23 protein-coding genes are annotated in these 24714 nt (G+C 70.3%); 8 read left to right on the top strand and 15 right to left on the bottom strand.

Annotated elements, in window-relative coordinates:
- Positions 1-73: 73 nt before the first annotated feature.
- Positions 74-424, bottom strand: a complete 351-nt coding sequence (locus tag AB0C20_RS23780; protein WP_357177717.1) for a DUF1801 domain-containing protein — start codon at positions 422-424, stop codon at positions 74-76.
- Positions 425-730: 306 nt separating this feature from the next.
- Positions 731-1348 carry a hypothetical protein gene (locus AB0C20_RS23775; RefSeq protein WP_357568760.1) on the bottom strand — a complete coding sequence of 206 codons (618 nt, stop codon included), beginning with the start codon at positions 1346-1348 and terminating at the stop codon, positions 731-733.
- Between the two features lie 151 nt (positions 1349-1499).
- On the opposite strand from AB0C20_RS23775, the gene AB0C20_RS23770 reads away from it, so the two are divergent.
- Positions 1500-1748, top strand: a complete 249-nt coding sequence (locus AB0C20_RS23770; protein ID WP_357177723.1) for a BBE domain-containing protein — start codon at positions 1500-1502, stop codon at positions 1746-1748.
- Positions 1749-1838: 90 nt separating this feature from the next.
- Here AB0C20_RS23770 and AB0C20_RS23765 read toward each other — a convergent pair whose 3' ends face one another.
- From AB0C20_RS23765 to AB0C20_RS23720, 10 genes are all read right to left on the bottom strand, one after another.
- On the bottom strand, positions 1839-2339 hold the full coding sequence (locus AB0C20_RS23765) for an LURP-one-related family protein (RefSeq protein ID WP_357177726.1): 501 nt from the start codon (positions 2337-2339) through the stop codon (positions 1839-1841).
- A gap of 66 nt (positions 2340-2405) precedes the next feature.
- A complete protein-coding gene (locus AB0C20_RS23760) occupies positions 2406-3194 on the bottom strand; it encodes a PIG-L family deacetylase (RefSeq protein WP_357177729.1) in 789 nt (262 codons plus the stop codon).
- A 43-nt stretch (positions 3195-3237) separates the two neighbouring features.
- A complete protein-coding gene (locus AB0C20_RS23755) occupies positions 3238-4479 on the bottom strand; it encodes a glycosyltransferase family 4 protein (protein ID WP_357177732.1) in 1242 nt (413 codons plus the stop codon).
- Complete coding sequence (locus tag AB0C20_RS23750) at positions 4476-5345, bottom strand: sugar phosphate isomerase/epimerase family protein (protein WP_357177735.1); 870 nt, start codon at positions 5343-5345, stop codon at positions 4476-4478. Before AB0C20_RS23750 ends, AB0C20_RS23755 begins: the two co-directional genes overlap by 4 nt.
- A complete protein-coding gene (locus AB0C20_RS23745) occupies positions 5342-6853 on the bottom strand; it encodes a YcaO-like family protein (protein ID WP_357568758.1) in 1512 nt (503 codons plus the stop codon). The genes AB0C20_RS23750 and AB0C20_RS23745 overlap by 4 nt, the downstream gene beginning before the upstream one ends.
- Positions 6850-7677, bottom strand: a complete 828-nt coding sequence (locus AB0C20_RS23740; RefSeq protein WP_357177741.1) for an MBL fold metallo-hydrolase — start codon at positions 7675-7677, stop codon at positions 6850-6852. The genes AB0C20_RS23745 and AB0C20_RS23740 overlap by 4 nt, the downstream gene beginning before the upstream one ends.
- Positions 7678-7679: 2 nt before the next feature.
- Positions 7680-8666, bottom strand: coding sequence for a Gfo/Idh/MocA family oxidoreductase (locus AB0C20_RS23735; protein WP_357177746.1), 987 nt, complete (start codon positions 8664-8666; stop codon positions 7680-7682).
- Positions 8667-8669: 3 nt separating this feature from the next.
- Positions 8670-9818, bottom strand: a complete 1149-nt coding sequence (locus AB0C20_RS23730; RefSeq protein WP_357177749.1) for a class I SAM-dependent methyltransferase — start codon at positions 9816-9818, stop codon at positions 8670-8672.
- Positions 9815-10741: an HD domain-containing protein gene (locus AB0C20_RS23725; RefSeq protein WP_357177752.1), complete on the bottom strand. Its 927-nt coding sequence runs from the start codon at positions 10739-10741 to the stop codon at positions 9815-9817. The genes AB0C20_RS23730 and AB0C20_RS23725 overlap by 4 nt, the downstream gene beginning before the upstream one ends.
- Entirely contained in the window at positions 10738-11916 is a 1179-nt protein-coding gene (locus AB0C20_RS23720) for an inositol-3-phosphate synthase (protein WP_357177755.1), read from the bottom strand. The genes AB0C20_RS23725 and AB0C20_RS23720 overlap by 4 nt, the downstream gene beginning before the upstream one ends.
- A gap of 193 nt (positions 11917-12109) precedes the next feature.
- Here AB0C20_RS23720 and galE point away from each other — a divergent pair, with 193 nt between their 5' ends.
- Positions 12110-13138: a UDP-glucose 4-epimerase GalE gene (gene galE, locus AB0C20_RS23715; protein WP_357177758.1), complete on the top strand. Its 1029-nt coding sequence runs from the start codon at positions 12110-12112 to the stop codon at positions 13136-13138.
- 13 nt (positions 13139-13151) lie between these two features.
- Here the strand turns inward: galE and AB0C20_RS23710 are convergent, their stop codons facing one another.
- Complete coding sequence (locus tag AB0C20_RS23710) at positions 13152-14423, bottom strand: hypothetical protein (RefSeq protein ID WP_357177761.1); 1272 nt, start codon at positions 14421-14423, stop codon at positions 13152-13154.
- A gap of 210 nt (positions 14424-14633) precedes the next feature.
- On the opposite strand from AB0C20_RS23710, the gene AB0C20_RS23705 reads away from it, so the two are divergent.
- Positions 14634-16133 carry a protein kinase gene (locus AB0C20_RS23705; RefSeq protein ID WP_357177763.1) on the top strand — a complete coding sequence of 500 codons (1500 nt, stop codon included), beginning with the start codon at positions 14634-14636 and terminating at the stop codon, positions 16131-16133.
- A 106-nt stretch (positions 16134-16239) separates the two neighbouring features.
- On the opposite strand, the gene AB0C20_RS23700 is transcribed toward AB0C20_RS23705, so the two are convergent.
- Both AB0C20_RS23700 and AB0C20_RS23695 read right to left on the bottom strand, forming a co-directional pair.
- Entirely contained in the window at positions 16240-17139 is a 900-nt protein-coding gene (locus tag AB0C20_RS23700) for an AraC family transcriptional regulator (RefSeq protein ID WP_357177766.1), read from the bottom strand.
- Positions 17140-17199: 60 nt separating this feature from the next.
- Entirely contained in the window at positions 17200-17958 is a 759-nt protein-coding gene (locus AB0C20_RS23695; RefSeq protein WP_357177769.1) for an SDR family oxidoreductase, read from the bottom strand.
- 324 nt (positions 17959-18282) lie between these two features.
- Between AB0C20_RS23695 and AB0C20_RS23690 the strand changes: the two genes are divergently transcribed.
- The 5 genes from AB0C20_RS23690 (at position 18283) to AB0C20_RS23670 (ending at position 24631) form a co-directional block, all read left to right on the top strand.
- Positions 18283-18741 (top strand): nitroreductase/quinone reductase family protein, encoded by a 459-nt coding sequence (locus tag AB0C20_RS23690; protein ID WP_357177772.1) that lies wholly within the window; start codon positions 18283-18285, stop codon positions 18739-18741.
- Positions 18742-19012: 271 nt separating this feature from the next.
- Positions 19013-21853, top strand: coding sequence for a CHAT domain-containing tetratricopeptide repeat protein (locus AB0C20_RS23685; RefSeq protein WP_357177775.1), 2841 nt, complete (start codon positions 19013-19015; stop codon positions 21851-21853).
- A gap of 183 nt (positions 21854-22036) precedes the next feature.
- Positions 22037-22597, top strand: a complete 561-nt coding sequence (locus tag AB0C20_RS23680; protein ID WP_357177778.1) for a hypothetical protein — start codon at positions 22037-22039, stop codon at positions 22595-22597.
- Between the two features lie 206 nt (positions 22598-22803).
- Positions 22804-24042, top strand: coding sequence for a S1 family peptidase (locus AB0C20_RS23675; RefSeq protein WP_357177781.1), 1239 nt, complete (start codon positions 22804-22806; stop codon positions 24040-24042).
- Positions 24043-24070: 28 nt separating this feature from the next.
- Positions 24071-24631, top strand: coding sequence for a hypothetical protein (locus AB0C20_RS23670; protein WP_357177784.1), 561 nt, complete (start codon positions 24071-24073; stop codon positions 24629-24631).
- The last annotated feature ends 83 nt before the right edge of the window (positions 24632-24714 follow it).

The raw sequence follows: 24714 nt of genomic DNA, 5'->3' as shown, positions 1-24714 counted from the left end.
GGCCGGGGCGGGGGCGCTGCGGCGCCCCGGTCCCCTCGCTTCCGAGCGAGGGGACCGGGGCGGGGGGCTGCGCCTACAGGGCCGCCGTGGTCTTGCTCAGGAAACTGGCAAGTTGGCCATAGTCGACGTCTTGCCCTTCCGTGATGTCGACAGTCTTGCGTTCACCGTTGCCCATCGACCGCAGGAATCCCTTGACCTCGGGGATGTCAGTGGCGTTGAAGACCATGAACGAGACCTTGGCCTTGGCTACCGCGATGACGGCAGCGTAATGGCCGTTCTTGAGGTAGTGCGGCTTGCCGTACTGAAGCCGCTCCTCGACACCTGGAACAGTTTCGTTGATCATCGCACGCAGTTTGTCGCATACGTCGATCTGCCACGGCTGCGTCTTGTTGATGTACTCGGTGACGTCGTCGTTCACGGTCATCCCCTTCATGGTGCTCAGTAGATATCGCGTGTGTGGTGGACGAGGGTGCGGTGCCGCCGCGCTCCCACCCTTCGCCGCTGGGGACCTCGGGCTCCTGACCCCGCCGGCGAACTCCTCCCCGGCCGGAGCGTAGGCCAGCAGGCCCACTCCGCGTTCGCCCACGGGCTGAGCCGCGAACCCGGACGTGCTCGCCCCGGCGACACTCGATGCACTGCGACAGCTCGTGAGGTGCGGCGCCAGGTAGGCGAGGCCCACGCCCAAGACCCCTTTCCAGGTTCCCCGGTCGGTCCTCGCACCGCGAGAGCATCAGCGAGTGTCCATGGGTCGGGGTGTCCGACGAGCGATCAGCACGGCGGCGACCACTGCCGCGGCCCAGACGCTCAACCGCACCGGCCAGGCCATCGCGCTCTCCGGCGGCGGGGGCAGCAGCACCATCTGCAGCGCCGCGCCGACGGGCACAAGGAGGACAGCGAGCGTTCCGACCGGACCAGAGCGCTGGATCAACGCCCCGACAGCCCCGAGCGGAGGGCCGAGACACACACTGGCGATCAGCCAGTACCGGGTCGCTGTGTCCCACCAGATGCCGCCGTCGAAAATCACGTCCACGCCGTAGTACGCGATGGTGGCGGACATCAGCGTGCAGCCGCTCGCCAGGGCGCCGCGCAGCATCCCCGCCGCCAGTCGTACGCCCCGACTCACCAGCCAGCCCACCAGCACGGCCATCGCCGCCCAGGCCCATCCGGCGTCGAGGATGAGACTGGCGAACTCCGCGGCCTGTGACCAGCCGCCCCGCTCAGCACGCGCGGTGCCGACCTCGCCCAGCAGCACCGGCACATGGTTCACGAGCGAGTCGACGGCGCCCAGCGCCACCCCCGCAGCCGGACCGACCACCAGCCACCACAGCCCACCACGCCACGAGATCATCGCAATCATTGTGCCGGGACGAACCCATCTCGTCGGCCCGAGCCCAACCCACGATCAGATGATCGCGCGCCGACTAGCTCAATCCCGCGCCGCACTGTCGCCGACGGCCGTCGGGCTCGTGAGCGGCGATACGTGTGGCGGGTGTTCCCTCGTGCGCGGGCATCATCAGCGGCCGGTCTGCGGACGGACCTCGGCGACCGCGGCTCGCAGCGCGGCAGCCGCGCTCGACCCGTACGCCGACGGTGTCTACGTCAACTCGCTCGCCGCCGACGAGGGGCAACGCGGGGTACGCCGCGCGTACCCGGCCGCCAAGCTCGCCCGGCTCACCGCGCTCAAGACGATCTGGGACCCGCACAACGTGTTCCACCTCAACCACAACATCCGGCCCCACAACCAGTGACGCGGCCGGCTGCTCATGCCCAGCCTGGTCAGGGGCTGCGTCAGGGCGTCCCGGCCACGAGCCCGAGCGATGCCGCTGTCGCCCAGGGGGTCAGTCCTCGTCGTCCTTCTTCTTCTTGTCGCGGTTCAGGGCCAGGTCGAGCGCGAGGACGCTGCCGATGATGAGCAGTGGGTCGACGCCGGCGGTGACCTGCACGGCGTAGGTGTCCCGGATCGTCAGCCACCGCTTGGAGACCGAGGCCACCTCGGTGCCGCCGCGCTCGATCACGTACTCGTGGTCGAGCAGGTCACCCTTCATCTCCAGGTCATCAGGCCCCGGCACGTCGATGGTGAACTTGTCGCGAAACGGCGTGAGCAGCTTCTTACGGACCTCTGCGGCCTTCTCGCCGCCGATCCGGATCTCGTACGTCGGACGCAGCGCCACCAGATGCCGGTGCAGCGTGGCGACCTCATGGCCGGAGGCGTCCTCGATGACGACCTTGTTGCGGACGCTGAGCACCTTGCCGTCGACATGGAAGACCTTGGTGCCGTGCTCGTCGAGCACGTCGAAGTCGTCGCCGATCGAGAAGAACCGCTCCTTGATGACAAACATTTCTCGATTGTCCCCCACCGCACACCGAAGTGCCTGCCGAGCACGACCGGCCCTTACCGCCGCCCCTCATCGGTCGCTCCGCAAGAATGACACCGCGCCGATCAACCGGAGACTGTCCACACTGCCGCGTAACGCCTCGACCGCGCCCGGCAGGCCCAACCTGGCAGCCTCCGCGGCGGCGAGGTTGCGCAGCAGCGGAGCCACCCCGACCTGACCGAACTGGAAACCAAGTTGGCTGTGATAACTGGCGGCGGCGGCCACCTTCCTGGTCAGATGTTCGCCGATCTCAGCGCCCGCCTCGACACCATCGGGCACGCAACGCCACTGTGACGCAGCTGGTTGCCGGCTGACGTACGGCACGTCCCGCCACCACAGGGCGTCCGGGCTGAGCGCGGCGACCGTCTCGGTGACGATGCGATGGTCGGCGTGGTCACCGAGGGCCTGCGGCGCGAGGATCACGTCGGCGTCCGCCAGGTGCGGAAGCAGCGCCGGTACGAGGGCCGCCGCCGCCCGGTCGTCGGCTCGGACACCGGCGAAGAGCGCGGCCGGGTCGGGATAACCGCGGTGCGGCGCCTCAGGTAGTGGCAGGTGTACCGGCTGCACCCCGAGCACCGCACAGGCTGCTTCGTCCTCCGCCCGGCGCAGCGCCATGTAGTCGACGTCGGCCGCGATCCCCTTGTCGAGCTGGCAGGCCAGGGCGAACGGTGACAGGTCTGGCATGCTGGCGGTGAAGCAGGTGACCACTCGTACCGTCCAACCCGTCGCGGCCAGTGCCGCGAGGGTGCCGCCGACGGAGAACACCGCGTCGTCCAGGTGCGGGCTGACCGCCACCGCGACCCCGGGACGCGTCGTCAACGGTGGCCCGTCGGTCGGGACGGCGGGGCTTGCCGACCCGCGCTCACAGCAGGTGCGGTGCCGCGCGGAAGCGACAGGTCGAGTCGACCGGCGGGTCAGGGATCTCCGGTACGGATGCGCCCAGCCCGTCGTAGACGGCGGTGATCCGACCAGCGATCACCGGCCAGCTCCACTGCTGCTCGACGTCATTGCGGGCCTGACCGGCGAGCCGACGGCGCATCGCCGGGTCGTCGATCAGGCGGCGAACGGCGCCCGCCAGAGCCGCCGGATCACCGGCCGGCACCAGCAGACCGTTCTCCTCCGGGCGCACACAGTCGCGGACGCCGACCACGTCGGTGGAGATGACCGGCAGGCCGCTGGCCATCGCCTCCAGGATGGTGTTGGAGAAGCCCTCCGCGTAGGTGGGGCTGACGAAGATCTCTCCCCGCGCGTATACCTCGTGGGCCCGTTCGTAGGGCACCGCGCCGAGCAGCTCGACGGTGTCGGCGAGACCCAGCTCGGTGATCCGGGTCTCGACGGCACCCACGTCGGGGCCGATGCCCGAGATCAGCAGACGCACCGGCACCGTCTCCGCGCGGAGCTTGGCGACCGCGTCGAGCAGGTCGAGCACACCCTTCCGCGCGTCGACCCGGCCGTGGTAGAGCAGCACTGCCGGGTCCGAGACCCGACCGGGGAACGCGACCGGCACGAATCGTTCGGTGTCGGTGGCCCCGGGTACGACGGTGAAGCGGGTCGGATCAAGGTCGTGCCGCTGGCTGACCTCGGCGGCGAACGACGGTGACCCGATCAGCAGTGCCGGCGCGTGCGTGAAGACCGCCCGCACGAGGTGACGGTGGGTGGCACAGCAGGTGCCGACCCAGTGACCGTCGCCGCCCTGCACCGAGACCACGGCGGGCAGCCCGGCCGCCCGGGCCGCACGGAGCACCGCAAGCCCGTTGGGGTACGCGTACTGCGCGTGCAGCACGTCGAAGGGTCGGCGGGCGTGCAGTCGCAGCACGGTGTCGGTCATCTCCGCGACGTCCGCCTCGAAGTCCGCCGGCTCGCCCCGGCCCACGGCCTGTTCCCCGCGCGCCTCCAGGGCGTGCACCTCGACGCCGGCAGGCACCCGGTCCGACGGTGGTGGGCCGCCACCGTAGACGGCGCGGCCCGCGGTGTCGCCCCGGTACTGGGACACCAGTGTGGGCTCGTGGCCGGCGCGGACCAGGTGTCGTAGCAGGTTCTCGGCGTACGCGCTCATCCCGGAAACCGCCGGCCAGTAACGGCGCGACACGAAGCAGATCCTCATCGGACACCGACCTTCAGCTCGGCGGACGTGTGGGGCTGCTGCTCGGCGTGGCGCAGCGCGGCCAGTGCGGCAGGCACCAGGGTGTCGGCCCGATGTGCGTCCCTGGAGAGTTCGAGGCTGACCAGGCCGGAATAGCCTGCCTCGGTCAGCGCGCCGAGCACCGCTGGGAAGTCCAGATCGCCCTCGCCGGGGGCGCGGTGCTCGTGCCGGCCGTGGGGCATGTCCTCGATGGCACAGGCACCCAGACTGGTCGCGAAGGCGCGCACCGCGGCGGCCGGGTCGTACCGGCCGGACACGAGGCAGTGACCGGTGTCCAGGGCCAGCGTGAGGCCGGGGACCTCGGCCGCGAGCCGGGCCCAGTCGTCGCAGTCGTCGACCAGCATCCCCGGCTCCGGCTCGAGGGCGCACGTCATGCTGTGCCGGCCGGCGTACTCGGCGACGTCGCGGACGCCGTCGACGAGCCAGTGCCAGGCGCGGTCACTGTCGGTGCCGGGATCGGGTACGCCGGCCCAGAACGACACCGCCTCGCTGCCCAGTTCGACAGCGACGTCCACGCAGAGACGGAGGAAGTCACGCCGCCGCGTCCGGTCGTCCTCGGCCGGCGAGACCAGTGTGGGATGGTGCTTGCGCCGCGGGTCGAGCAGGAACCGCGCACCTGTCTCCACCACGCTGGCGAGTCCGAGCGCGTCGAGACGGCGGGCCAGCCGGCGGGTGCGCCCGGCGAGGTCGGGCGCGTACGGGTCGTGGTGGGCGACGTCGAGGGTGAGCGCGACGCCGTCGTAGCCGCAGTCGGCCAGCAGGGTGAGCGCGTCGTCGAGCCGGTGCGACGTCATCCCGTTGGTGTTGTAGGCGTATCGCAGGCTCATGGCTGACTCCGGGTGCCGGTGCCGAGGCCGCCCCCCGCGGCGACCGCGTGCCGGCTCGGTTCACGGTAGAGCGGGTAGAGCGGGCCGATCGTCCGGGCGACCAAGCTCAGGTCGAGCCAGGCGTCGTTGCCCAGTCGCTCCCGACCGGCCGGGTCGAGGACCACCGGCGCGGCACCGCCGTGCGGGGGCGCCCCGAGCCCGACCAGCGGCGAGTCCTTCTCCATCAGGCGCTCGACCCCACGAGCCGCGATTCGCCCGTACGACATGGTTTCCGCCTCCAGGCCGGGCACGATCACCTTGACCGCCACCGCCCCGTCGCCCGGTGCGACGACGACCAGTACGTCGAACTCGGCGAGCCGGTGCAGCAGGTCGGCCAGCAACGCGCTCGGGTCGTCGAGGCTTCCCGGCGCGACTGTGGGCAACGTGGTGAAGGGCACGGTGCTGCGTCGGGCCAGCACCACGGGTTCCAGCAGGGCACGCAGTTGCCCGCCGTCGAGGTGCGTCCACTCGCGCATCGCGGTGAACGCTCGGGTCTCCTGTGATTCGGCCGGTCGGGCGAACTCTCGCCGCCAGTACGCCTCCGGCGTGAACCGCCGCAGCGTCTCCAACGGCCCATGGGAGAAGACCTTGCGGGAGCGGGAGGAGACGTACTCCAGCAGCGCCTTGCGCAGTGCGGTCTCCCGGTCCGGGTGAGCGGCCTCCCCACACGCGGTGACCGCCAGCGGCGGGGTTTCCGGCTCCCTGTCGATGCCGACGACGTGCACGTCGACCAACCCGAAGGCGGTGGAGGCGAGCTTCGGGACGACGTCGATGTTGGCGGCCCGCAGCCGGTCCACCGTGGCTCGGGTCACCGGGTCCCGGACCTCGTCGAGGTCGATCACCACGCCGGCGTCCATGGCCCGGAAAGCTGTGGTGTTGCCGTCGCGTTGCAGCAGTTCCAGGAGGCCGTGTGCGACGGCCCGTTCAATGGTGTCGCCAGCGCCCGAACCGTTGGTGATCACCGTGACGAGTCGCTCGGCCGGGTCCTGCCAGGGCAGGTCCTCGCTCGAGGAACCGCAGAACTCCGCAGGCACCAGCACTGTCTCTCCGGTACGCCACCGAACCGTGGGCAGCCAGGAGCGGGGCTGGTCGTCGTCGACAGTGGTGCCGGCTCGCAGCACCAGGGACCGCGGATCCACCACGCCACCGGCGCCCAGCTCGGTACGAAGCTGCGCGTACGAGGCCCGCCGGGGAACCATGGCCCGCAGCTGTCCGTGCAGCAACAGGGCCTCCGCCAGCTCCCCGTACGCGCCGGTACGCGCCTGCTCGAGGGTGGCGCCGTAACCCACGGCGGCGGCCCGGGGCCAGCCGTCGCCGAGGTGGTCGGCGGAGACCACCGGCAGACCGAGCCGGTCCAGCCTGGAGATGTCGAAGTCACCGACCTCGCCGGCTGGCAGGGCAGCGGCGAGCCGGTCGGCGACCGACATCGCCGAGACGGTGGGGGTACGCGGTTCGGCGGCTCGGGTCACGTCAGCTCCTCGATCGGTATGGGTCCGGCCGTCGGCTGCCCCCGCAGCTGCCGGTCGAACAGGGCGAGCACCTGCCGGCGAGAGACCGGCGCCGCGTACTCGAAGGGTGTGGCCACCGCGTCGAAGTCGAGCTTCTCGACCAGGTCGCGGGCCTGGCGCACCTCGGCGTGCGAGAGCGGAATCTGGGCGTGGAACGCCTTGTGGCAGGAGAGACCGACCGGTGTCTCACCGGCAAGCTCCACCTTGATCAGGTCACCGACGAAGAGGATTCCGCGTTGTTCGTCGTGCAGCACACTGTGGCCGGGGAAGTGGCCGCCACTGCGGTACATCACCAGGCCGGGTGCGAGCAGGTGCCGATCGTCGGTGGGCCAGGTCACCTGGAACGCCTTGGTCCAGACGAGATCGTCGACACCGATCGCGAGCACCGTCGGGGCGAGTTCGTCCTGGAGCTGCCACAGAGCGCCGTACCCGTGCACGTGACTCGCCCCGAGCGCGACAAGACCACCACGGGCACGCAGGTCGGCGATGGCGTCGGCCGGGTACCAGCCGGCCGCCTCCCAACCGACCAGACCGACGTCGGACTCGATCACCCAGCCGGTGGTGCCGAGCCCGAGCTGCGGCTCGCACCAGTAACCGGTCACCCCGGGAGCGACCACTGCCGAGCGTGCCTGTCGTCCGACCGCCACCTCGTCGGCGGAGGTGAACTGCCAGCCATCCTCGGGCAGCGCGTTGCGCACGTCAGTGCAGACCGGGCAGGACGGCGGGGACGCGAACCAGCGTTGCCAGTGGCCGCAGTTCGCGCAGGCATACGGGCGGAGGGGCACTGTCAGCTCCTCTCCGCGGCGGTCTGCAGCAACTCGTGCAGGCGCAGGTCCCGGTCCAGAGGCCACTGCCAACCGCCTCCGCGTACGGCGGCGGAGAAGGCGCGCGCCTGACCGGTGAACGGGGTCGTGTCGACGTCGAACGGCACCTCGGTGGCGGTGCCGGTCGCGGCGTCGAGACGGGTCAGTGTGCCGCCGGCGCTCTGACCGAGGGTGTCCACAGCGACAAGTTGTGCGCCGGTGCCGACCACCTCCAGTCGGCGTCGAGGGAGCGGATCGGCGGTGTTGAACGACACGTGTGCCTGGACCAGCACCCCACCGCCGGTCACGCCGGCCACCAGCGCTCCGTCGTCCACCGGGTAGGGGTGCACCCGCCGCTGGGTCCGTACGGTCAGCTCGACCAGGTCGTCGCCGAGCAGCACACCGACCAGGTCGACGCCGTGCGGGGCCAGGTCCACCAGGGCCCCGCCGCCGGAGCGAGCCGGGTCGATGCGCCAGTTGTCGTGCGGTCGGCCGTCGGGGCTCCACCGCTCGGGCAGCCAACAGCCGTAGACGATCCGGATCGCGGTCACAGTGCCCAGATCACCGGCGGCGACCATCTCGGCGATTCGCTGGTGGGCGGGGTGGAACCGCTGGTCGAAGGCGGCCCCGGCGAGGGCGCCACCGGCCGCGTCGACCAGTCGACGGGCGTCGGGCACCGTCGCCGCCAGGGGCTTCTCGCACAGCACTGGCAGCCCTGCCTTTGCCACCGCGGCCACCACGTCGGCGTGGGTGTGGTTGGGGGTCGCGACGTGTACCGCCTCGACCTCCGGGTGATCGAGCAGCTCGTGCAGGTCGGTTGTGGCCACCCGCTCCGGGGCGAGTCCCCGGGCGGCGGCCGGATCCCTGTCGCAGGCGGCGACGAGCCGGTGCCCGGCGGCGCGGATCGCCGGGGCGACGTGGTCACGGGCGACCCAGCCGCAGCCGACCACACCCCACCCGACGGGTTTCATCGTTCACCACCGCTCGGGCAGGTCGAGCAGAAGGCGACGTCGCACCGCGTCCGGGCCCGGGTCCGTCGGCCAACGCTGCGGCAGGTACGCGGCGGCCCGGTCGCCGTACTCGGCTGCCCATCGCGGGTCGGGCCAGCGGCGGACCCCGTCGGTGTAGAGCGGGTTGGGTCGCAGTGGGCTCGCCGGCGCGGGCCGCAGCAGTGCGGCGTCGGCCGGTGCGTCGCCCGCGTCCCGGGCCAGGCCGACAGCCTCGGTGCCGATCAGCGTGGCGGGGTCGGCCGGAGCGGGCAGGTGCCCGGCCGCCGTCGCCGCCGTCAGGTCTTCCTCGGCGTACGCGTTGGCGCCAGGCAGCAGGGCCGTCCAGCTGTCGGGTGGCAGCGGCAGCCCGGTCGTGCCGGCGGGGTGCTGTGCGTTGTGCAGGTGACCGAGGAGCACCGCCCCGGCGGGCCCTGCGCAGTCGAGCGCGGCGGCCACCACGGCAGCCTTGTCCGGCAGGAAGTAGAGCGCGTCGTGGCAGGCCACGTGGCGAGGCGCCGACTGCGGTGGTAGCGGCCAGGCCGCGGTCAGGTCGGCGCACACCAGCGCCACCGGCGCGTCGGGCGGCAGCACGAACCGGCGGGCCAGCCAGAGCTTGGCGAAGACCACGTCGACGCCGGTCAGATCGCGGTGGCCGTGCAGGACCAGGTGTCGCAGCAGGTGGCCGGCCCCACAGGCCAGATCGACCACCGGCCGACCGTTGGGCGGATGAGCGGCGGTGAGCGCCAGGGCCGCCAACCAGCTCGGGTCGGACCAGCGGTGCAGGAAGTAGAGCCCGACCCGGCCGAGCCCCAGCAGCTCGACAGCCTCGCGCAGGGTGCTGGCACGTAGCGCCGCACGAAGTTGATCCGCCGGTGGCGCCGGGCCGTCCCACCAGTCGTCGGAGTCGGCGAGCAGCGTCACAGCGGCCTGATCCGGTTCACCAGCGTCGAGGGCGGCCACCGCCTGCTCCCGCAGGTCGTCGCGGTCCGGACGCAGCCAGGGAATGGTCTCCACCACGGGCCAGCGGCGTACTCCGTCGGTGAGGGTGCACGACGTGTCGGCGTGCAGGGGTGTGCCGTCGGGGCCACGCCACCCGGTCGCTGTGGTGGCGGGCACCGCGCGGACGGCGGTCACAGCCCGGCCGCCCGCAGTACGGCCCGTTGGTAGTCCACCACCGGGCCGTCGTGCACGATCTCAAGATCCACCAGGGCGTGCTCGACGGTGAACGCGGCGGCCCGGGCGTGATGGTGCACCTGGAGCACCCGGTCCAGCACGTCCGCGCTGTGGAAGGCCCGTCCGAGGGGCGTGTCGGCGTCCACCCGCAACGCCAGCACCGCCTTGACTCGGGCGGCCAGGTGCTCCGGCAGCTCGGCCAACTCCCACTCGGTGAGCCGGTCGGTCATCGGCTCCAGGTAAGCGCCGAGCAGCAGTTCACCGGCGAAGCCCGCGTCGGGTAGCCGGGCGTTGTGCAGGTGGTGGGCCAGGCCGAGCAGGAACGCCTGCGCCGGGTCGGCGCCGGTGTCGTCGGCGAGCAGCGCACCGTACACGGCGACGGCCCAGCAGTGCTCGGCGTGGTTCTCGGCTGGCTCGACCACCAGGCGTGGCCGTCCCGCGGCGGTGGCACCGGCACGCGGCTGTCGGCGCAGGGCCGTCACGAACGATGGAACCGGCGCGTCCGACAGGGCTTGGGCAACCAGGTAGGGCAGCGCCGCTCGCACCCGGCGTCCGGTGTCCGGGTGCAGCGAGCCGACAAGTTCGTCGACAGCGCGGCCCAGGACGTTCTCCACCTCGGTCTCCGCCAGCCCGCAGGCGCTGAGGGTGGCCGCGTCCATCCCCCCGAGGCGGGCCCCCGCCAGCGCGGCGGCGCACTCGCTGTCGGCGACGATCGCCGGGTCGGCGCCGCCGGCGATGGCCGCCCACGCTCGGGAGAACGCCCGCTCAGCCACCGAGCCGTCGGCGTGGGCCACCCGGACCCGTTTGAGGTCGCCGATCTGGCGCAGCGTGGGTGTCAGAGCGGCCAGTCGGTCGACCGGCGGAGCCGCCAGCGCGGTGGTCATGGCGCCGCGTCCAGCCAGTCCAGCAGTGTCCGCTCCTGCGCGTGCAGCGCGTGTTCGGGGGTCCGGCCGTCCCGGGTCATCGGGGCCTTGAAGAAATAACCGAGTTGCTCCTGCGCGCCACTCTCACCGCGGCGGGCGGCCTCCGCCATGAGTCGCGCCAGGTCCAGCACCAGTGGCGCGGCGAGGATCGAGTCCCGGCAGAGGAAGTTGACCTTGAGCTGCATCCGCTGCCCGAGGAAGCCGATCAGGTCGATGTTGTCCCAGGCTTCCTTGGCGTCACCGCGCGGCCGGTAGTAGTCGATCCGGACCACGTGGTCGTCCACGTCGTAACCGAGGATCTGGTTGAGCACCGAGCCCTTCGTGTCCAGCTTGCTGGCCAACGACGACGGGTCGTCGAGGATCTGCCCGTCCCGGTTGCCCAGGATGTTCGTCGAGTACCAGCCCTCCACGGTCAATGCCCGGGACCGGAAGGCCGGGGCGAGCACCGTCTTGATCAACGTCTGACCGGTCTTGCCGTCCTTGCCGGCGACCGGCACGCCCTCCCGCTCGGCCAACTTCAACAGCGCGGGCACGTCGGCACCCAGGCTGGGCGTGAAGTTGACGTAGGGGCAGCCCTCCCGGATCGCCGCGTACGCGTAGAGCAGACCGGGGGTGATGGCGGGATCGTCGGCGTCCAGCCCAGCCTCGAACCCGTCGAGGCTCTGCAGCACCGGCGACGCCGGGTCCGGTCGGGCCTCGGTGGAGGCCAGGTTGACCACCACCACCCGCTGGACGTCCTGCGCCGACCTGAATCGGCCCAGGTCGGCGCGCAGGTGCGACACCCGCTCGCGCAGCGGCCCGATCGGCACCACGTTCGCCCCGGTGGCGTTGCGGCAGTACGCCGGGTCAGCCACGGCCGGCCAGGGCTGGATCTGCCCCAGCGGCCCCGCGACGGTGTCCAGGTGGGCTGGCTCCACCACGCGGTGCACGTGTGCCGCCTTGGCCAGGTCGTCCGGAGCCAGGTCCCAGCCCCCGAAGACCATCGACTCGTACGACACCAGATCGGTGCGGTGCGCCAGGGGTAGTCCCGACATGTCCGTCATGCCCAATCGCAACAACTCCACCCCGGCTATCGCCGTGGTCGCGACCGCTCCACCCAGTCCGACCACCGCGACCCCGATGCGCTCCTCAGTCATACCGCCTCCTGATTCGACCCGCGCGTCCGACCCGAGCCGCCGCGTACCCGTCCAGCCGCCGACCAGTCATCGGTCTTCGTCAACGTCCAGGCGGCGCACCGATCGGTCAATTTCCCAGCTCAGAGGCCCTGCGTTAGGACAAGAATGCAAAAGGGTGCGACGCGTTGTCGGGTACCGGCGGGGAGGTCTGCTCGTGAAGGTGCTGATCGCGGGTGGGGCAGGATTCATCGGGAGTACTGTCGCGTCCGCCCTGATCGACGCAGGCCACACACCTGTGGTGCTGGACAGCCTGGTCACCGGTCGTCGTGAGTTCTGCCGGGGGCGGTCCTTCCACCTCGCCGACATCGCGGACGCGGACGGGGTGGACCGGCTGTTGACGCGGCATCCGGACATCGATGCGGTAGTTCATTGCGCGGCCCTCATCGCGGTACCGGACTCGGTGGCCCGGCCGGTGGACTACTACCGGGCGAACGTCTCCGCCACCCTGGAGTTCGTCGACCGACTGCTCGCGCATGGCGTACACCGGTTGATCTTCAGCTCGTCCGCGGCCATCTACCGGCCGGACGCGGATCTCGGTGTCGACGAGGTGTCGCCACTGCACGCCACCAGCCCGTACGCGCAGACGAAGCTGGTGGTGGAACGGATGCTCGCCGACATCGCGGCCAGTAGCCCACTGAGAGTGCTGTCCCTGCGTTACTTCAATCCAATCGGCGCGGACCCGGCCCTGCGCACCGGGCTCCAGGTCGCCGCGCCGACGCACGCTCTGGGCCGGTTGATGCAGGCGCACCAGGCCGGCGTGCCGTTTTCGGTGAACGGTCTGGACTGGCCCACACGCGACGGTTCGGGGCTGCGTGACTACGTCCACGTCTGGGACCTGGCCGACGCCCACCTTCGGGCGCTGGCCCGATTCGATGACATCTTCGCCGTCGGTGGCGCTTCGCACACCGCCCTCAACCTGGGCAGTGGCACCGGCACGACGGTGTTGGAACTGGTCGCGGCGTTCAACGCGGTGGTGGACCGTCCGGTTCTGGTCCGCGAGGCACCTCGGCGCCCCGGAGACACCGCTGGCGGCTTCACCCGTAGCCGGCGGGCCTGGGAGGTGCTGGGCTGGAGGGCGAAGCGCGACCTGTTCACCGGGATCGCCGACTCCCTGGCCTGGCACGACCGGCGCGGTCAGGTGCTAGCGGACCTGGCGGCACGCCGTCGGCAGCTGGCCGGCTGACTCGACGACCGGGTCAGCCCGCTTGCCCACCGAAGCGCGCCCGGATGTCGCTCGGGTAGGACCCCTTCTGCCAGATCACCCAGAACCGGCCCGTCGGGCTGGACGCCGGCTGCGCGTAGCGTCCGTCGGGAGCGAGGATCTCGGCCGCACCGAAGGCGCCGTCCTGCCCGATCGTCCTGGCGTGCACTCGACTGGTCGAGAAGTCAGGGCTGGGCGCTTGCCAGGTGATGAGGCCGTCGCCGTCGTCGTCCACTGTGACCTTCGGCCAGTCGCCGGCACCGAGCCTGGTGACCGCGCCGAGGGCGCCGGTGCTGGAGATCGAGCGGGCGAAGACCTGCGTGCCGTCGGAGGTCCAGCGGCCCCAGGTCAGCACCGCGTCACCGTCGAGGTCGCCGGCGAGTTCGTCGAAGAAGGTCAGCTCGTGGGCGGCCGGCGACACGCTGATGACGGTGCCCAACGTGTCGGTGTGGCTGTAGTGCCGCACGCGCAGGCGAGGCGGCTCACCCGCCTTCGACCACCGGTAGCTGATCACCGCGTCCCCGTCCCGATCCACTGCTACCGAAACGCTGGCGTACCTGACGTCGGTGGCCACCCCGGCGATGGCGCGCAGGGCGGAGACCCCCTCCGGGCGGACCCGGCGCGCTACGACCCGCTCGTAGTTCTCCGTCCAGGCGACGAGGGCGGTTCCGGTGCGGTCGACGGCCACGACCGGCTGATCCGGACCGACGCCCAGGGTCAGCTCCGGGCCGAGCGAGCTGTCCGCGCCGAAGTAACGGGCTTTCGTCGTGTACGCGCCGTCACGGGACTCCGTCCAGGTGACAAGCGCCAGACCCGAGGGGTCGACAGCCACAGCCGGACTCGTCGCGCTCCACGTCGCGATAGTGCGCAGCGGGCCTAGTTCGCCTGTGGCAGACACCCGGCGGCCCGCCACGAGACCGTCTTGCGTCCACACGACAGCGGAGTCGCCGTCGTCGTCGGAGGCGACCTTGGGCCAGGACGCGGACGCGCCGAGCGGCGAGAGCGTCTGGACCGGCCCCAGCACGCCGTCGACCGACGCGGTCTGCGCCTTCACCTGGTCGTAGCAGCCGCTCGCGTTGCTGTCGCAGCCAGCCCAGGCGAGCAGCGAGTCGCCCTGCCTGTCGACAGCGACGAAGGGCTGGTCCTGCCCGCTCCAACCGGCTTCCGACACCACCTGGATCGGGGACCACGTGGCCGCCCGCGCGGGTGCCGGAACGGCGACCAGGACGGCCAACGCGCCGACCACAACCGCAATGAGCTGTCGCATATGCCGTCGGGTCGCCGAGCTGCCCGCTCCGTACACCGTCACTCCCCGAATCGATGAACGTCCCTGATCCAGGGCATGATGCCATCGATTCGGCTGTACCGCAGCCGGACGTCGTCGGGGCGGTGAGAGCCTTGACCGTGAAGGCTGCTGACCAGTGTGGATCCGGGTCGCCCTGCCGCTGCGAGTCCATTCTGGCAAGCTGTCCCAGTGATGGTCGGTGATCTGTTGGACGACAGGTATCAGGTCGAGAGCCGTCTCGGTACTGGTGGCATGTCGGCCGTCTGGCGGGCGCGGGACCGGGTCCTCGAACGCGCGGTGGCCGTCAAGGTCCTGGCCGGCGCGCAAGCTACCGCCCGAGGCGCACAGCAACGCATCCAGGCAGAGGCCAGGGCCGCGGCCGGCCTCTGGCACCCGCACGTGACGAGTGTGTACGACTATGGCGAGCACACCGACGCCGCCGGCCGCCAGGTCTCGTATGTGGTGATGGAACTGCTGCCCGGCCAGACCCTGTCCCAGCGACTTGCCGCCGGTCCGCTGCCGCCGGCCACCGCGATGCGGACGTGCGCGCAGGTCGCCGAGGCGCTCGCTGCCGCGCACGAACGTAAGCTGGTGCACCGGGACATCAAGCCGTCCAACGTGATGCTCACACCGGCCGGTGTGAAGGTTGTCGATTTCGGTATCGCCAGCACTGTCGGTCGGCCGGAGCTGGAGGCGGACGGACAGCTGTTGGGCACCGCGGCGTACCTCGCGCCCGAACGGCTCGCCGGTGGCACTGTCCTGCCTGCCTCCGACGTCTACGCGCTCGGACTGTTGCTGTACCGAACGCTGACCAATGAGCTGCCTTGGTCGGCGGAGACTCCCACGCAGATGTTGACCGCTCACGTGTACGTCGATCCGGCGCCACTGCCTGACATCGAGGGAGTGTCACCGGAGGTTCACCGCCTCCTCGACAGTTGCCTCGCCAGGGATCCCGCGGATCGGCCGGACGCCGCAGAGGTGGCCACGACCCTGCACGGTCTGGCCGATGACGCCGAACGGCGGGAGAAACAGGCGGCGCAGTCGCCATCCGTCTCGCCCGTGTCGGCCCCGACCACCGCCAGTCCCCCTCCCGGTCGGCGTCGCCGCATCCCCAACACCGTGTTGGTCCCCGTCCTCATCGTGACGGCGGGGACCATGTCGCTCCTGCTCCCCCAGTTCATGCCCGTCGATGGCAGATCGGGCGGGGTCGCCACGCGTGACGGTTCCACCCCACCCGACGCCGCCTTCGACGTTGCTGCCTCTGAGGCACCTGCTCCCCGGCAGACGTCCGCGGAGCCCGCGCCAGTCTCACGACCGAGCCGTACGGCGACCGCTCCGGCCGGGCCGGTCGAACCGATCGCCAGAGCTGGTTCCACGGCCGGCCCTGGCCCTACAACGTCACCCAGTGCCGAACAGCCGACGGGGCCGCCGAGTGCCGCGCCGGCGCCGCCCTCCCCGAGGCCAGGTACGCCCCTTCGGGCACTCGGCGGTGTGGTGACTGTGCTCTGCACCGGCGATCAGGCTCGCGTTGTCGACGTCGCGCCTGCCCCTGGCTACCGCGTCAAGGACTACAACGCCGGGCCGGTCAAGGAGATCCAGGTGGTGCTGCTGTCCGCGGGCAACAGGAGCGAGATCAAGGCACGGTGCGACGACGGCACGCCAGTGCCGAAGATAAAGGAGAGCCGTCAGTGAGCGGACGGCCCGCGCTCTGAGTGGGTCATAGTTCACCATTAGCCCCGAGCATGTCCGCTGGTCATGCTCCCGCACTGGGAACACCAAGGTCCCGACAGGGTCTGGTTCAGGGCAGCGCGGTGACGAATTCTGCTGGCGGAGTGCGGAGTTGGGTGTCCCTGCTTGGCGGCGTGCCGAACATGCGGCGGTATTCGCGGCTGAACTGGGAAGGGCTGTCGTAGCCGACGCTGAGGCCCACGCCGGTGATGTCTGAGGGGCGGCTGGCGAGCAGGAGCCGAGCTTCTTGCAGGCGGATGCGTTTTTGGAACTGGATGGGGCTCATTCCTGTGACGGTGTGAAAGTTACGGTGGAACGCTGAGACGCTCATGCCGGCGATCTCCGCCAGGTCTTCCACGCGAAAGGCGGTGGCGTAGTTCTCCCGGATCTGACGCACAGCGCGGTTGATGTGGGCCAGTCCGCTGTCGGCGAGACCGAGCTGACGGATGGCGACGCCCTGCTCGCCGCGCAGGAGATGCCAGAGGATTTCCCGCTTGACCATGGGAGCGAGGATCTTGCGGTCCGCGGGCTGCTCCAGCAGCCGCAACAGGCGCACGATGGCGTCCAGCAGTGACGGCGAGGCCGTGGAGACGGCAATGCCGGGTGATGCGGTGCGTGGGGTGACCGGCAGGTCTCGGGGGTCGGCTTCCAGGAGGAGCTCAGCAAGGGCTGAGGGAGCGAGAGTCATGCCGAAGCCGAGGGTGGGTTGCCCGGTGTCCAGGACATGGCCGGTGACGGGGAGGTCGGCGGAGGCGATCAGGTACTCACCGGGCCCATATTCGTAAAGGCGCTCGCCCAGGGCGAGGCGTTTGCCGCCCTGGGCGATGACTGCGAGCACGGTCCCGGACATCCCGGCCGCCGACGCATTCGGATGGTTGAACTTGCACACCTTGATGCCCTCGATCGCGGTGCTCATGTCGGGCCGCGCATGCCGGTTGAGAAGCTCCCGCATTTCGTCCAGGGCAGACATGAAGCCATCCTTGCACAAAACTCCACGCGGGTCGCTGACCCGGCAGGATTGGGCAGACATTCAGAGGTTCTGTCCTCCCGAGACCTCGATGTCCTGGGCGGTGATCCACCGGCCTTCCTCGGAGACCAACATGGCAATGACCATGCCGATGTCGTCGGGCTCACCGACGCGGCCGAGAGTGAAGGTCTTCGCCAGCTCCGGGATGATCTGCGGGTTCTTGCCGAACGCGTCGTCGGCGAAGCGGGTGACGGTGGCTCCCGGTGCGACCGAGTTCACGCGGATGCCGCGGGGACCGAACTCCTTGGCCATGTAGCGGGTGAGCACTGCCACGGCGCCCTTGAGCGCCGCGTAGACCGAGTATCCCGGCGCGGTCACCTGGGGCAGCGTGGAGTTGCTGGTCAGGTTGATGATGGCGCCGCCGTCGGCGAGGAGCGGCAGCAGGGCCTGGGTGAGGAAGAAGGGCCCCTTGAACAGGCCGTCCGTGAGCCGGTCGAATTCCTCCTCGCGGGTGTCCTCGATCATCGCCATGCCGGCGAATCCGGCGTTGTTGACCAGGTGGTCGAAGGAGTGCCGCTGGAAGGTCTCGCGCAGCGCCTCGGCAACGGTCTCCCGGAAGATGGTGAATCCCGCCGTATCACCGAGATCCAGGTGCAGCGCCACGGCAACGCCACCCTGCTGCTCGATCCGCGCGACGGTGTCCTTGGCACCCTGTTCGTTGGAGCTGTAGGTCAGGATGACGCCGGCACCGCGCCGGGCGATCTGCAGGGCCGCGCTCTGGCCGATGCCGGAGCTTGCACCGGTGACGACGGCTACCTTCATGGTGTGCCTCCTAGGCCTGAGGATTCGTCGGAATCCGTGCGAAGTGTGTCCCTTCCAGAAGACCGCTGCGCCGGGCCCGCGAAAAGAACGATCCTCTTCGCCTCATGCCCAATCCTCTTGAATGGCCGGGGCATGGACCGTGTCAACGTGCTCGCCGCCCAGGGGTGCGTCGGCCATTGCGTCTGCCCCGCTCGCCGCCGCGCTGTGTCTGCACGAGGGCAGGATCGTGCAAGGATCCGCCAGGATGCCCCTAGCAGCCCTTCCGGCGTGACGGTTGACTTGCCCCAAAGCCATTTCGGTGAGGCACGAGTGAGGCAGCCGACCATGACCGACACCGCGGACAGAAGCTACGACGTGAGCGCGGTCAGGGGCGCTCTGGCAATCGGCCCGGGCTCGCCGCGCGAGGCACGCACCATCGACATCACCACCCTGGGCCGGCGCACCGGCCGCCCGAGGCGCATCGAGATCTGGTTCCACCATGTCGACGGCCGCTGGTACCTCAGCGGGATGCCGGTGCCCCGAAGCTGGCACGCCAACCTGTCGGCGCACCCGCACTTCACCTTCCACCTCAAGAACGGCGTCCGGGCAGACCTCCCGGCCACCGCAGTGCCGGTCAAGGATCCCGCGGTACGCCACCGCGTACTGTCGGCGGTCGTCGCCCTGCAGGACGAGCCCGGTTTGCGTATGCGCGTCACCCAACGCCAGCGCCTGGAGGACTGGCTCAGGCACAGCCCGCTAATCGAGATCATTTTCGACGACGAACGGCTACGCCCCCGGCGGTGATCGACAGCGGGGCACTCTGGCAGCACTGCGGGTCGGTCGGACCTGGACACCCGCCCATACTGTTCCGTCTATGGGTGACCTGAGGGCGGACTTTGCCGAATGTGGCGTGTTCTTTCGAGACACCAGCCTGCCGAGCGCGGTGCTGGCGAAGTACCGACCCGGCTTGTTTCTTCGGGAGCCGACGTTCTGCGACGCCTCGGGGCGACCGGGTGGTTTCGTCGCCCGGCATCGTTATCTGATTTTTTCCGCGAATGCGCGGACGCTTCCGCTGATGCTTGCCGATTGGGGCCTGTGTCTGTGGCCGAGGGACCGGCTGTTCAAGATTCTCGACAGGGTGACCGACGGCGTCCGTACACAGATCACCCTGCTGGAGGTCCCGGACCGCCATATCGCGGTGTTCTCGGACGAGGAGCCTAACGGCATCGAGGCCGCGTACGCCGCGCATGGTCGGGAGCTGTTCGACCAGCTTCGGCTAGCAGCTGTGGTACCCGAGTTGGACACCGACCGGTGGCGAGAGCGGCTGGTGTACCCGGTGGGTGTCGACGACGAAGCCGGCTACTTCCCGCTCTACAAACCGGTGGAGTACACCGACGGCGCACCCCTTGCTCAAATGGCGTACGCGGTTCGGTATCAGGCGCAGCGTCTGCTGGAGGCCGGTGCGCTCGGCGATGCGCGGGCGCAGCTTCGTTCGAGCATCGAGCCGCTGCGGCCGTTCGCCTCCCGGTTGCCTGAGGCGCTGGCGGGTCTGCTGGCGGTGCGCGCGGAGCTGCACGCGCAGGTGGGCGACGGCAACGCGGCAGAGGCTGACCTGCACGAGGCGTTCAGGTTGTGCCAGCAACTCGACAACGATCGGCTACCGGTAGCTGCCATCCTGTCCCGCCTTGGTCATCTCTATCAAAGTGCCGGCGAACTCGACGCTGCTGAGAAGCACTACCTGCATGCGCTGGCGATCAAACGACGAGTGGCTGGGGATCGCAGCGCGGAGGTGGTCCCGACGCTCATGTCTGTCGCCGTCCTGCACGAGCAGCGCGGCGAGTACGCGCGGGCGCAGGAACTGCTCGACGACGCACGCGCCATCACCCGGGAACTGGGTCGGGACGACGACCCGGTGATGCTGAGCAACCTTGCGCGGCTGCAGCAGGCGCAGGGCCGATTTGACGACGCATGGCACAACTATCGGGCTGCCCTGGCGGCAACCCGTCCCTCGGCGATCGGGGGGCACCAACACACAGCGCTCTTGGGCAATCTGGCCGAGCTGCACGCGGCGCACGGCGACGCGGACGAGGCCCTGCGGCTGCTGACCGAGGTACTCGACCGGCAGCGCGAGATGTTCGCCGAGCTCAGCGCCTACGGCTCGCAGGAGCAGCTTGTGCAGCTGCTGAGGGCGTCACGGGTCCGCGTCGGGCAGTACGTCGCGCTGGTGATGTCACGGTTCACGGACTCACCGGAGTGTGTCCGCCGGCTGGCGGATCTGGTGGTGGACCGCAAAGGGCTGGGGATTGACTCGTTCGCGCAGCGGCGTGCCGCGGCCGCTGCGGATCCTGGTCTGCGGGCGCGACTCGATCAGTTGGCTCAGCTACGCCGGTGGGTAGCTGAGCAGCAGCTCGCAGGCCCCGGCCAGAGCAACGAGGCGGGCTTCCACCGAGAGCTACGTCGGGCTCGCCAGGAGTGTGAGGTGCTGGAGGCGGAACTGGCGCGGGACCTGCCGGGCTTCGATGCGGGCCGCCTTGGCCGACGAATGGACAGTGCGACGGTGGCGCGGGCGACGCCTGCCGGCGCGGCGTCGGTGGAGCTGCTGCGGTACGGCGACTTCGACTTCGCCGCCATTCGAAGCCGGGGCGAGCAGCAGTGGCGGCCGGCACGGTACCTCGCTGTCGTCCTGCTACCCGAGCGGCCCGATGAGCCGGTGCTGGTCGACCTGGGGGTGGCCGCGGCAGTGGACGAGCTTGTCGCGGCCGTGCGGGCCCAGGTCACCGGCCGACGCGACCAACCCATCGGGGCGCGGCAGCCGATCAGCCCTGAGGCTGCGCCCCCGGACGCGTCGCAGCGCCTCCGGGCAGTCGTGTTCGACCCGTTGTGCGCTGCGGTCGGCGGCACCCGCCGGTTGTTGATCGCACCGGACGGCGACCTGCTGCGGCTGCCATTCGAGATGCTGGCGACCACTGGGGGCCGACAGGTGATCGACGACTACACCATCTCCTACCTGACCGCGACCCGGGACCTGCTCCGGCTTGGCGCACCGGCCCGGCGGTCGTCTACGCCGCCGCTGGTGGTGGCCGGCCCCGACTACGACCTCGGTTCACCCGGCGGGCTGGGGAGGCCCCTGGCACCGCTGCCAGCCGCCGTCGAAGAGGGCAAACGCGTCGGCAGGCTGCTAGGTGTACTGCCCAGACTCGCCGGTGAGGCAACGAAGACGGCGGTTCAGGACACTCACGCACCGGTGGTCCTCCACATCGCCACGCACGGTTTCGCCCTCAAGCGCCAACCGCCCCTGGCACCGCACGAGATCGCCGTCGGCATGACCATCCGCCCGACTGGCCCGGATCAGATGTCGCTCGTGCTCAACGGTGTACTCGCAACTCCGGGCCCGTTGGTGGCCGCCGACGAAGACTTCGCCCGCATGGCCGGCAGCCGGTTGGCGAACCCGCTGTTGCGTTCCGCGCTCGCGATGGCCGGCGCGAACACATGGCTGAGCGGCGGCGAGCCACCCGACGGTGCCGGCAACGGCATCCTCACGGCATTGGAGGTGACCGACCTGGATCTGAACGGCACAGAGCTTGTGGTGCTGTCCGCGTGCGACACCGGTCTGGGCGAGGTGGAACCCGGCGAAGGCGTCTTCGGTCTACGCCGCTGTTTCGTGCTGGCCGGCGCCCGCACCCTCGTGATGAGTCTGTGGAAGGTCCCGGACGAGCAGACGGCGCAGCTCATGACGGACTTCTATCAGCTTCTGAGAGAGGGGCAGCCCCGCGCCGAGGCGCTGCGCCAGGCACAGTTGCGCACCCGCGAGCGGCACCCCGAGCCCCGTTACTGGGCGGCGTTCGTCTGCCAGGGCGACGACGGTACCCTGTCTACACTGGCCTCACCCGCACCGGATCTGGAGCCTGAGCGTTGACCGACCGCGGCGCATTCCCGATCGACGACTTCTGTCCCGAGTGTGAGCTCACCCGTGGCAGACACGAAACGTGGTGCTCCGCCCACTACGCAGGCGATGCCGGCATGCCGCCCGAGGGCGACTCCGGTCCTGCGGCGCCGGTGCGCGCCGATCCGCCGCCTGCCGACACCGAGTAGGCCCGCCATGTCGAACGGACCGCGCTGGCTGGTGCGCTACCCCCTGGGCACGACCGACGCGTTCCGATCCATGGGCACCGTCGCCGCGCCGCTACTGGCCGGATTCGCCCTCGCCACGCTCGCCGTGCTGCTCACTAGCGACGTGAAAGTGCGCCTCGCCGGACCTGCTACGTTCGCGCTCGCCCTCGCCGCGGCCATGTTCGTCTTCTGTGTGCAGTTCACCGTCGCCGGGCTGCTGTATTCCGCCTCCCCCGCCGAACGCTCCGGCTGGCAGCCCAGCGCCGACGACACGGACGTGGCGGAGCGGATGCGGCAAGTGCAGCGCAGGGACTACCTCCTACAGGGCAAGTACCTCTTCCGCGCCCGCCTGACCTACGACGTGGGAATCGTCAGCCTGCTCGCCGCGCTCTTGGCCTTGGTCACCCCCCAAGACTGGCTGTCCTGGCGCGGCGCCGCGTTCGCGGTGGTCGCGGCAGCCCTGACGGTCGAGCTCGTCTGGGTGATCGCCGGCCGCACCCGATACGCACCTGGCTGGCTTCTCCCCTCCTACCGCCACACCCGCCAGTAGTTCTTTCTGCGATCGATGACGGCAAGAATCGGCTGACGCTCCCACCTGGCACCGACCGGAGTTTGGCGTCCAGCCGTGTCCAGCCATGTCCAGTCGCGTCCAACATCCCACTCGCCGTCCCCTCTCGATTGCGAGGATTGCCGTCCGGTCCGGGCCGTCCGACTCCTGACCCGGCCGACCAGTCCCCCTCGTGATGGGAGCGGTGAATGTCAGAACCTGTTGTCAGCCACCCGCGTACGAAAAGACCCAGCAGCAGGTCCCTGCTCGCGATGGCACTCGCCGTCGTGGCGTCGGTGGCCTTCGTCCCGACGGCCGCGGCGGCCGGGCCGGTAGACCGACCGGCCCAACCCGGGGGCGCGGCGAATCCGGCCCACACCGATGGCCGGGCTGCCCTGGCTCCCGTCGGCGGGTACCGGGCGGACAGGGCTGCGGACATGGCCGAGGCGATCGCCGAGCAGCGGGGCATCAGCCGCGATGCCGCCGAGAAGCTGCTCAGTGCCGAGAACGCCAACGTGCGAGTCGCCAACCAGTTGACCACTGAGCTGGGTGCCAGTTCGGGCGGCGCTTACCTGTCCGATGGCACCCTCGTCGTCACTGTCACCGACGCCGCGGCTGCCGCGAAGGTGACCGCCGCTGGCGCGAAGGCGCGCATCGTCGCTCGTGGCGAACGGCAACTCCAGTCCATCCAGCGGGCGCTGGAGGCTGCGCCGAGTGAGCCGAACACGACCTGGGGGGTGGACCCGGCGACCAACCAGGTGGTGGTGAGCCTGCCGGCGTCGGGGGTGAAGAACGCCGTGCAACGCTCCATGGCGCGCAAGTTCGGCGCGGCGGTGCGGTTCGAGACCAGCGCCGGCCAGATTCAGCCGAACGTCGGGATCTCCAGTGGGGACTCGTTGGGCGGCTGCTCGGTCGGGTTCACCGCCACCGACTACACCTTCAACTACGTCATCACGGCCGGCCACTGCACTCAGGGCTACCCGCACTGGACACTGCCCAACGGGCAGGACGTCGGGCCGTCGCTGGAGAGCAACTATCCGGAGAACGACTACGGCCTCATCTGGATGAACGGTTCGTCGGTCTGGGCGACCGGCGTCATCAACCTGTGGAACAACACAAGCCGCAGCATCCACGGTTGGGCGACGGCCGTGAGTGGGCTGTCGGTCTGCAACTCGGGCAGGACCACCGGATTCAGGTGCGGCTCCGTGCTCAAGACAAACGTGACGGTCAACGGCGCCGGCGGCACCGTACGGCAGATGGTCGAGACCAACATCTGCACCCTCGGCGGCGACAGCGGTGGGCCGCTGTTCGCCACCAACACCGCCTACGGGTTGAACTCGCACGCCAACCGGAACGGCAGCCAGTGCAACTCGACGCCGCGCACCTGGCATCAGCCGGTGGGAGAGGCGATCAACGCGTACCAGGTCGTCATCTACGGCGCGCCGTGACGAGCGGCGACGAGCGAAGGAGACAGGGATGAGAACCGCAATCACCAGAGCCGTACGCCTCACCGCCGCGGCCGTCATGGCGACGGCGGTGGCCCTGACCGTGGCCGTCGGCCCCGCTCAGGCGGACCTCTGGCAGCACACCGACGGATTCGAGGGGAATCCGGCAGCGGTATGGGAGTTCCATCGCTCCGGGGCCGGGAGCGGAGCCTTCGAGTTGGGCACGGGAACGGCCCGGTCTGGTTCGAACAACGCCATTCTCACGACCTCGACCGGTGGTTGGTCCGGGGTGGGCAAGCTGCTCACAGTGGGGCCTCGTACCGCCGGGCACTCCACCACCTGTGGCGGCGGGTTCTTCGTCCGGGCGGTCAGCGGGCCGGCGGTGCTCAACATCGAGGTGATCGATCCGGCGAGCTGGACCTACCTCGCGCTGCGCACCGTCCGGATCACCGACACCACGTGGCGGCGGCATGACGTGGCCAGCTACGCGAACGGTCCAAACAAGGTGTTCGTCCGCGTCTCCCTGCTCGGTGGCAGCGGTGCGGTGCGGGTGGACGACTTTGCCTTCCAGTGCACCTTCTTCCGCGCCTGAACAGGTCGACCACAGCGGGGCCGGCGCTCTTGGCGCCGGCCCCCCCCTGCCGGCCCGCCCCGGGGTGGGGGGGGGGGACGGGC

The organism is Micromonospora sp. NPDC048843 (assembly GCF_040649965.1).
Classification (GTDB): domain Bacteria; phylum Actinomycetota; class Actinomycetes; order Mycobacteriales; family Micromonosporaceae; genus Micromonospora; species Micromonospora hortensis.
The sequence above is the reverse complement of the archived record's forward strand: the minus strand, read 5'-3'. Positions and strand labels throughout refer to the sequence as shown.

Bases quoted from the DNA above. Each gene is read 5' to 3' on its own strand.
- AB0C20_RS23670 (WP_357177784.1), top strand. From the start codon at position 24,071: ATGAGAACCGCAATCACCAGAGCCGTACGCCTCACCGCCGCGGCCGTC.
- AB0C20_RS23735 (WP_357177746.1), bottom strand. From the start codon at position 8,666: ATGAAACCCGTCGGGTGGGGTGTGGTCGGCTGCGGCTGGGTCGCCCGT.
- AB0C20_RS23750 (WP_357177735.1), bottom strand. From the start codon at position 5,345: ATGAGCCTGCGATACGCCTACAACACCAACGGGATGACGTCGCACCGG.
- AB0C20_RS23755 (WP_357177732.1), bottom strand. From the start codon at position 4,479: ATGAGGATCTGCTTCGTGTCGCGCCGTTACTGGCCGGCGGTTTCCGGG.
- AB0C20_RS23695 (WP_357177769.1), bottom strand. From the start codon at position 17,958: ATGAAGGTAGCCGTCGTCACCGGTGCAAGCTCCGGCATCGGCCAGAGC.
- AB0C20_RS23675 (WP_357177781.1), top strand. From the start codon at position 22,804: ATGTCAGAACCTGTTGTCAGCCACCCGCGTACGAAAAGACCCAGCAGC.
- AB0C20_RS23685 (WP_357177775.1), top strand. From the start codon at position 19,013: ATGCTTGCCGATTGGGGCCTGTGTCTGTGGCCGAGGGACCGGCTGTTC.
- AB0C20_RS23725 (WP_357177752.1), bottom strand. From the start codon at position 10,741: ATGACCACCGCGCTGGCGGCTCCGCCGGTCGACCGACTGGCCGCTCTG.
- AB0C20_RS23705 (WP_357177763.1), top strand. From the start codon at position 14,634: ATGGTCGGTGATCTGTTGGACGACAGGTATCAGGTCGAGAGCCGTCTC.
- AB0C20_RS23720 (WP_357177755.1), bottom strand. From the start codon at position 11,916: ATGACTGAGGAGCGCATCGGGGTCGCGGTGGTCGGACTGGGTGGAGCG.
- AB0C20_RS23690 (WP_357177772.1), top strand. From the start codon at position 18,283: ATGACCGACACCGCGGACAGAAGCTACGACGTGAGCGCGGTCAGGGGC.
- AB0C20_RS23700 (WP_357177766.1), bottom strand. From the start codon at position 17,139: ATGTCTGCCCTGGACGAAATGCGGGAGCTTCTCAACCGGCATGCGCGG.
- AB0C20_RS23710 (WP_357177761.1), bottom strand. From the start codon at position 14,423: ATGCGACAGCTCATTGCGGTTGTGGTCGGCGCGTTGGCCGTCCTGGTC.
- AB0C20_RS23765 (WP_357177726.1), bottom strand. From the start codon at position 2,339: ATGTTTGTCATCAAGGAGCGGTTCTTCTCGATCGGCGACGACTTCGAC.
- AB0C20_RS23780 (WP_357177717.1), bottom strand. From the start codon at position 424: ATGACCGTGAACGACGACGTCACCGAGTACATCAACAAGACGCAGCCG.
- AB0C20_RS23680 (WP_357177778.1), top strand. From the start codon at position 22,037: ATGTCGAACGGACCGCGCTGGCTGGTGCGCTACCCCCTGGGCACGACC.
- AB0C20_RS23775 (WP_357568760.1), bottom strand. From the start codon at position 1,348: ATGATCTCGTGGCGTGGTGGGCTGTGGTGGCTGGTGGTCGGTCCGGCT.